Below are 6,985 nucleotides of genomic sequence, written 5' to 3' on the forward strand. Positions count from 1 at the left end.
GTGAATAAACAATCCCGAGAAAGGACGAGATCATGCCCTTTGTACGTATTGATGCGCTCCGTGCGGACGAGAAGCGGTTGGACGCCCTGGGCCGGGCCGTGCACGATGCCCTGGTCGACGCCATCGGCATCCCGCCGGACGACAGGTTCCAGGTGCTCACCGGCCACGACGGCACGCACCGCATGATCCGCTACGACGCCGGCTACCTCGGCGTGCACCGGGACGACGACCTGGTGTTCGTGGCCATCACGATGCGCTCGGGCCGCACGGCGGAGCAGAAGCAGGCCCTTTACCGCAGGATCGCCGAGCTCGCCGAGGAGTACGCGGGCACCGAGCCGCGGAACGTGTTCGTCACGATCAGCGAGAACCAGCCGATCGACTGGTCGTTCGGCGACGGCGTCGCGCAGTACGCCGAGGCCGGCCTATGACTCCGCCTTCTTGGCGGAGCCGCGCCCGAGCTCGGCCAGGCGGGTGAGGGCGGGCAGCGCGCCGGCGATCGCCCGGCGCTGCTCAGGGGTCAGCTGGGCGACCAGCGGGGCCAGGTGGCGCATCCGGTCGTCGTGGCGGGAGCGGCCGATCCGGCGGCCCGCCTCGGTGATGTGGATGAGGACCGCTCGCCCGTCACTCGGGTCGGGGCCGCGCTCCACCAGCCCGTCGCGCTCGAGCCGGGTGATCAGCTGCGTGATGGCCGGCTGGCTGACCTGCTCGGTCCTGGTCAGGTCGGTCAGCCGCATCGGGCCGCCGCCGAAGGCGAGGGTGTCCAGCACCGACAGCGTCGTGAACGACAGCTTCTCCAGCGTGGGGAGCCGGATGTAGAAGCGGTTGAAGCTCTCGATGGCCGTGGCGAAGGCGTCCACGTCCAGGTCGTCGTCATCGGGGAGGTCGTTCACCCTCCAAATATACATCGCAAATTTATATAAGATGCTTATGATGTAGGCCGGCGAGAGGAGAGATTCATATGACTGTCCGTGTTGGTATCAATGGGTTCGGGCGCATCGGGCGCAACGTCTTCCGCGCTGCCGCCGCCCGGGGCGCCGACCTGGAGATCGTCGCGGTCAACGACCTCGGCGACGTGGCGACCATGGCCCACCTGCTGGCCTACGACTCGATCCTGGGCCGCTTCCCCGGCGAGGTCGTCGCCGAGCCGGGAGCGATCCGCGCCGGCGACGCCACCGTCAAGGTGCTGGCCGAACGCGACCCCGCCGACCTGCCGTGGGGCGATCTGGGCGTGGACGTGGTGATCGAGTCCACCGGCATCTTCACCAGCGCCGCCAAGGCCCGCGCCCACGTGGACGGCGGCGCGAAGAAGGTGATCATCGCCGCCCCCGCGAGCGGCGAGGACGTCACGATCGTGCTCGGCGTGAACGACGACGCCTACGACCCGGAGCGCCACACGATCATCTCCAACGCCTCCTGCACCACCAACTGCCTGGGAGTGCTGGCCAAGGTGCTGCACGACGCCGTCGGCATCGACTCCGGCATGATGACGACCGTCCACGCGTACACCCAGGACCAGAACCTCCAGGACGCCCCGCACAAGGACCTGCGCCGTGCCCGCGCGGCGGCGCTCAACATCGTCCCCACCTCCAGTGGCGCCGCCAAGGCCATCGGCCTGGTCCTGCCCGAGCTCCAGGGCCGGCTCGACGCCTTCGCCCTGCGGGTGCCCGTCCCGACCGGCTCGGTCACCGACCTGACCGTCACCACGCGCCGCCCGACCACCGTGCAGGAGGTCAAGGAGGCGTACGCCGAGGCCGCCGCCGGCCCGTACAAGGGCCTGCTGACCTACACCGAGGCGCCCATCGTCAGCACCGACATCGTCACCGACCCCGCCTCCTGCGTCTTCGACGCCCAGCTCACCCGGGTGCTCGGCTCGCAGGTCAAGGTCGTCGGCTGGTACGACAACGAGTGGGGTTACTCCAACCGCCTCATCGACCTCGCCCTGCTGGTCGGCGGGACCCTGTAGACGCCCCTTGCGGTGGAAGCGGACCCTGGCCGCCGGTCAAGGGGCGAAGAAACGCCGCAACTCTTGCACCAGCCGCTCGGGCCGGCCGCCGCGGTCGGCATTCCAGGGCGCCCCGTGGCCCAGGCCGGCGAACTCCACCCGCCTGACTCGTGGCAGCACGCGCTCCAGCGCTGCCAGAGACGCTTTCTGGTACGGGACGCTCCTGGAGCCGCCGAGCAGGAGGACCTCGGCGCGCATGGCGCGGAAGTCTTCCAGCCGTTCCTCCATCTCGATGAGTGCCCCGACATCCTGCAAGAGGGTCGGCGCCAGGGTGCGCATCGGCACGTACCGGCCGGATCCGTTGCGCTCCTCCCTTCGCATCCCCTGCTCGCTTCCCCACGTCAGCAGCCAGCGCGGCATGGCCCGTATGAAGGCAGGCCCCATCTGGGCGCCCTTGAGGGCGGTGACCAGGGCGGCGGCCGTCCTGCCTGCGGCGAGTTCGCGCTCGAACCTGGCCAGCCAGGCGGTGGGTGCGGCGAACGCGCCGGGGTCGTAGACGGCGAGCTTGTCGATGACATCGGGCATCGTCAGCGCGGCCTGCAGGGCGATGGTGCCGCCGACGCTGAGGCCGAACAGGTAGCGGGCGCCGGTCTCGGCGATGACCGCCTCCAGGTCCGCCACATCCTGCTGGATGCCGTGGCCGGGACGGTAGGGCCCGCTCATGCCTCGCCCGCGGCGGTCGGGCAGGTAGACGGTGCACGTGTCGGCCAGAGCCTGGGCCAGCTGGATGTGGCCGTAGGCCGATCCCATGCCGCCGTGGGAGATGACCAGGCCGGGACCGCGGCCCACCTGGTAGTAGCCGATGGTGGTGCCGTCGGCGGACGTCACGGTCAACTCGTTGATCTTGTTGCTCAAGGGGTTCTCCTTGGGACGGGAGACCCGCGTATCCTTTGAGTTGCTGCCTTCTCGCAAAGGGACCGCAGGTCTCGGTGGGAAGGTCCCTGGCGGGCTGTTGGCGCAGCCCGCCAGGGGTTTCATGGAGTGGCGTCGGCGTGGTATGCACGCCAGGCGGCCAGGTCGGGGAACGTACCGGTGGTGAGCTCGCCGAGCAGATCACGGACCCAGGCCAGCTCCGTCTCGCGCAGGGCCAGCTCGTACTCGTCCTCGATCAGGAACAGGCGCGGAGCTTTCTGGAGATGATCTGAGAGCGTCTCACGCTGATCGGCGATCTGCTCCTGCAGCAGTTCCAGCCGTCGCCGGAGCAGGTTGACCGCCTCCTCGGGGGTGAGAACGCCCAGCACCGACAGGGCGGCCTTGAACCTGGAGTGCTCACGCTCCGGTGTGGAGACCAGCTCACGCTCCCAGTCCTGCAGTTCCGTGCGGCCGGCCGCGGTGATCCGGTAGATCGTCCGTTCCGGCCGGCCGCCCTGCCGCCCGCTCTCGACGGCCTCGATCAGTTCATGCCTGGCCAAGCTCTGCACGACCGAGTAGAACGACCCCCATTTGATCTTCATGTCCTGGTCCTTGCCGTGGGCACGCAGGACCGAGGCCATCTCGTAGGGATGCATCGGCCGCTGCGTCAGCGCTGCGAGCACGGCGAGCGCCATCAGATTCCCGACCTTCCGCCGCTTTGCCATCGATCCTCGTTTCCGTATATTCGAAAACGAGTATAACGAGGCCGCACGGACACCTCAAGACCGTCGTTCGGAATTCGGCAGTGTACTAGTTCACCTTGTATCGCACTAGTCCACTTTGTGCCGCTATTTTCCCCAGAAACATGTATATCGACGAGTGTGCCGATACACTGTACGCATGACAGTCGATACGACGTACGCATCCGTTCGGCGGGCGGATGCCGAAGATCGGCAGGCGGTGCTGGACGTCCTCACCGAGGCGTTCATGAACGATCCCCTCGCCTGCTGGCTCTTCCCCGAGGCGGGTGCACGAGGCCGTCTCCAATCGCACTTCTACCGCCCCCTTCTCACCCACCCGCAGGGCGAGGCATACCTGGCCGGCCGTCGCGAGGGCGCGTCGGTGTGGCTGACGTTGGCCGCGGGCCAGTCGCCCCACGAGGAGCCTCCGGGCGCACCCGAAGCGGGCCCGGCCTCGGTCTTCGGTGAGCACGGCGGGCGCTTGCGGACGCTCGGGGAGGCGCTGGCCCCACGGCACCCCGATCACCAACCGCACCTCTACCTCCCGTGCATGGGAGTGGTGAGCGGACGGCAGGGCGGCGGGCTCGGCTCGGCGATGCTGCGGCACCGGCTGGCGCGAGCGGACGCCGACGGGCTCGGCGCGTACCTGGAGGCGAGTTCGGCCCGGAGCCGGGCCCTCTATTTGCGGCACGGATTCGAGGATCTCGGCGAACCCGTCCGGGTGGACGACAGCCCGCTCCTGTGGCCGATGTGGCGCCCACCGGGCGGTTGACCGCCGCCATCCCAGAGCTCGACCAGCACACAGAAACAAGGAGAGAACGTCTATGACGACCAGCCACGAAGCAGCGAGCACCGTCGCCGATCGGCGGCCGCCGACCCTGGTGTTCGTGCACGGCACCAACTCCTCGTCGGCCTGGGCCTCGGGGCTGATCAGGGAGCTCACCCTGCGCGGGCACCGCAGCGTGGCCGTCGACCTCCCGGGACACGGCAACGAAGCGTTCATCCCCCGCGCGTACCAGGCCCCGCAGGACCTCGAGGCGCTGGCGACCGAGCCGTCGCCGCTCGCCAAGATCACCATCGACGACTACGTCGAGCGCGTCGTGGAGGTGGTGCGGCGCGCCCGCCGCCACGGGCCGGTCATCCTCGCCGGCATCAGTCAGGGCGGCGTCACCGTGAGCAGGGTCGGCAACGCCATCCCCGACCTGCTTGAACGGGTGGTCTATGTCGCGGCGTACTGCTGTGTGGACCTGCCGAACATGGTCGCCTACCTCTCCACGCCGGAGAACAGCGAGAGCCTGCTCCCCCTGGTGGAGGCGGTGAAGGTCGGCGATCCGGCGGTCCTGGGGGTGAGCCGGCTCAACTGGCGCTCGGCCGACCCGTCGGTGTTCCACGCCGTCAAGCAGTGCCTGGCCGGCGACTTCACCAACGAGGAGGTGAACCGGCTGCTCAACCTGCTCGAACCGGACGAGTCCGCCACGATTCCCCTGGCCGAGGCCCGAGGCGAAGCGCATACCTGGGGCCGGATTCCCCGGACGTACGTGCGCTTCACCCGCGACCGGCTGATTCCCGTGGCGCTGCAGGACCGCTTCATCTACGAGGCCGACCGCCTCACTCCGCACAACCTGACCGACGTGCGGAGCGTCGCGGCGCCCCACGTCGGCCCGTTCGACCGGCCTGAAGTGGTGGACATCTTCGCCGAACTCGCCGGCCGCTGACCCGGCCGAGAAGCCGGCGCACCCCTTCGGCTTCTCGATGTCGCACGTTACACTTCAAAAAGAAGAAGTAATAAGCACTTTTTCAGGAAATGTGACGGAGACATACTCATGACCGTTTTCGTGCTCGTCCATGGCGCCTGGCATGGCGCATGGGCCTGGGACCGCGTCACTCCCCTGCTGCGTCAAGCCGGCGCGCACACCGTCACGCCCGCCCTCACCCCCGACGGCGACGCCGGGCTGCACCGGCACGCCGACGAGGTCGTCGCGGCTCTCGAGGCCCTGACCGACGTGGTCCTGGTCGGGCACAGTTACGCCGGCCTGGTGGTCCGGGAGGCCGCCGACCTCCGGCCGCATCTGGTCAGCCAGATCGTCCTGATGGACGGATGGGTGGGTGGCGACGGAACCAGCCTGTTCGACCTGGCGCCCGATTCCTTCGTGACGGCGATCCGTACCGCCGCCGAGGCTCACGGAGGCGGTGCTACGGTGCCGGCTCCTCCGCCGGGCGCGTTCGGCATCACCGACCCGGCGGATGCCGCCTGGCTGGCCGACCGGCTGACGCCCCAGTCGTTGCGGAGCTTCACGGAGCCGACCCGGTTGACGGGGGCGGTCGACAAGATCCCCGGGACCGGCATCTACTGCCGGCCCCTGACGTACCCCTTCGACCGGTTCGCGGACGAGCTGGGCTACCGGTCGATCCCTCTGGACGGGCCGCACAACGTGATGCTCACCGATCCCGAGGCGGTCGCCCGGCTCCTCCTCCAGCTCGCCGACCAGCGGGACTACGGAAACAAGAAGCCCGAGCATTAGAATATTGAGGTGGAGCGGAGCTACAACCAGTATTGCGCGACCGCGCGTACCCTCGACATCGTCGGCGAGCGCTGGACGCTGCTCCTGATCCGCGAGCTGCTCACCGGCCCCAAACGCTTCGGCGACCTGCAGAACAACCTGCGCGGCCTCGGCACCGGTCTGCTGTCGGCCAGGATGAAGAGCCTGGAACGCCACGGGCTGGTGCGCAAGGTCACGCTTCCGCCGCCGGCCCGCACGCCGGCCTACGCGCTGACCCAGGCCGGCGAGGACCTCGCCCCGGTGGTGCTGGACCTGGCCCGCTGGGGCCTGAAGTGGGCGATGGAGGAGCCCCGCGACGAGGAGTCCTTCCATCCCGGCTGGGCCGTGCTCGGCCTGCGGGCGTGTTTCCAGGCCGAGGCCGCCGCCGGACTACGCGCGATCTACGAGTTCCGCGTGGGCGACGAGACCTTCCACGCCCGCGTCCATGACGGCACCCTGGAGACGGTCCACGGGCCGGCCCAGTACCCCGACGTGACCATCACCACGGACGATCAGACCTTCCGCGACATCGCCGCAGGCGTGGTCACGCTCGCCGGGGCGCTCGACAGCCACGCCGCCTCGGCGACCGGCGACCGTGACGCCCTGCGCGCGCTGCACACCCTCTTCCGCCTGCCGTCGCGCACACCTCAGTGATCTCCGGCGTGCTGAACGGCGAGGCGGATGGGGGCGTTCGCGGCGCCGTACCCCTGATATCCGCCCTGCGCCTCCCCATGCACGTACTAGTGAGTTACTCGACTAGGGCCTGTTCGGGGTTCCGATCACGAGAGGGTTGTGGATTCGTCTGCGCGGTGTGGTCTGGCCTTGATAAGCCATGGGCATGGCGCGTGGTG

The 6,985-nt window shown here is 69.0% G+C and carries 9 protein-coding genes; 6 read left to right on the forward strand and 3 right to left on the reverse strand.

What is annotated here, in order from left to right:
- The first annotated feature begins 32 nt into the window (after positions 1 to 32).
- Positions 33 to 428, forward strand: coding sequence for a tautomerase family protein (locus AB0H84_RS31980; protein WP_357612352.1), 396 nt, complete (start codon positions 33 to 35; stop codon positions 426 to 428).
- Here AB0H84_RS31980 and AB0H84_RS31985 read toward each other — a convergent pair.
- Entirely contained in the window at positions 423 to 890 is a 468-nt protein-coding gene (locus AB0H84_RS31985; RefSeq protein WP_357612355.1) for a MarR family transcriptional regulator, read from the reverse strand. The two genes, AB0H84_RS31980 and AB0H84_RS31985, sit on opposite strands and share 6 nt — an antisense overlap.
- Before the next feature lie 68 nt (positions 891 to 958).
- Here AB0H84_RS31985 and gap point away from each other — a divergent pair, with 68 nt between their 5' ends.
- Positions 959 to 1,963 (forward strand): type I glyceraldehyde-3-phosphate dehydrogenase, encoded by a 1,005-nt coding sequence (gene gap, locus AB0H84_RS31990; protein ID WP_357612358.1) that lies wholly within the window; start codon positions 959 to 961, stop codon positions 1,961 to 1,963.
- 36 nt (positions 1,964 to 1,999) lie between these two features.
- Here the strand turns inward: gap and AB0H84_RS31995 are convergent, their stop codons facing one another.
- Both AB0H84_RS31995 and AB0H84_RS32000 read right to left on the reverse strand, forming a co-directional pair.
- Positions 2,000 to 2,857, reverse strand: a complete 858-nt coding sequence (locus AB0H84_RS31995) for an alpha/beta hydrolase (RefSeq protein WP_357612360.1) — start codon at positions 2,855 to 2,857, stop codon at positions 2,000 to 2,002.
- A gap of 119 nt (positions 2,858 to 2,976) precedes the next feature.
- Positions 2,977 to 3,579 carry a PadR family transcriptional regulator gene (locus AB0H84_RS32000; protein ID WP_357612363.1) on the reverse strand — a complete coding sequence of 201 codons (603 nt, stop codon included), beginning with the start codon at positions 3,577 to 3,579 and terminating at the stop codon, positions 2,977 to 2,979.
- Positions 3,580 to 3,754: 175 nt separating this feature from the next.
- Here AB0H84_RS32000 and AB0H84_RS32005 point away from each other — a divergent pair, with 175 nt between their 5' ends.
- From AB0H84_RS32005 to AB0H84_RS32020, 4 genes are all read left to right on the forward strand, one after another.
- The gene (locus AB0H84_RS32005) at positions 3,755 to 4,366 is read left to right on the forward strand and encodes a GNAT family N-acetyltransferase (protein ID WP_357612366.1); all 612 of its coding nucleotides are present in this window, start codon (positions 3,755 to 3,757) and stop codon (positions 4,364 to 4,366) included.
- A gap of 52 nt (positions 4,367 to 4,418) precedes the next feature.
- On the forward strand, positions 4,419 to 5,309 hold the full coding sequence (locus AB0H84_RS32010) for an alpha/beta hydrolase (protein ID WP_357612369.1): 891 nt from the start codon (positions 4,419 to 4,421) through the stop codon (positions 5,307 to 5,309).
- Between the two features lie 108 nt (positions 5,310 to 5,417).
- Positions 5,418 to 6,116, forward strand: coding sequence for an alpha/beta hydrolase family protein (locus tag AB0H84_RS32015; protein ID WP_357612372.1), 699 nt, complete (start codon positions 5,418 to 5,420; stop codon positions 6,114 to 6,116).
- 9 nt (positions 6,117 to 6,125) lie between these two features.
- A complete protein-coding gene (locus AB0H84_RS32020; RefSeq protein WP_357612374.1) occupies positions 6,126 to 6,788 on the forward strand; it encodes a winged helix-turn-helix transcriptional regulator in 663 nt (220 codons plus the stop codon).
- Positions 6,789 to 6,985: the final 197 nt, after the last annotated feature.

This window comes from Nonomuraea sp. NPDC050786 (assembly GCF_040654115.1).
In the GTDB taxonomy this organism is placed as follows: Bacteria; Actinomycetota; Actinomycetes; order Streptosporangiales; family Streptosporangiaceae; genus Nonomuraea.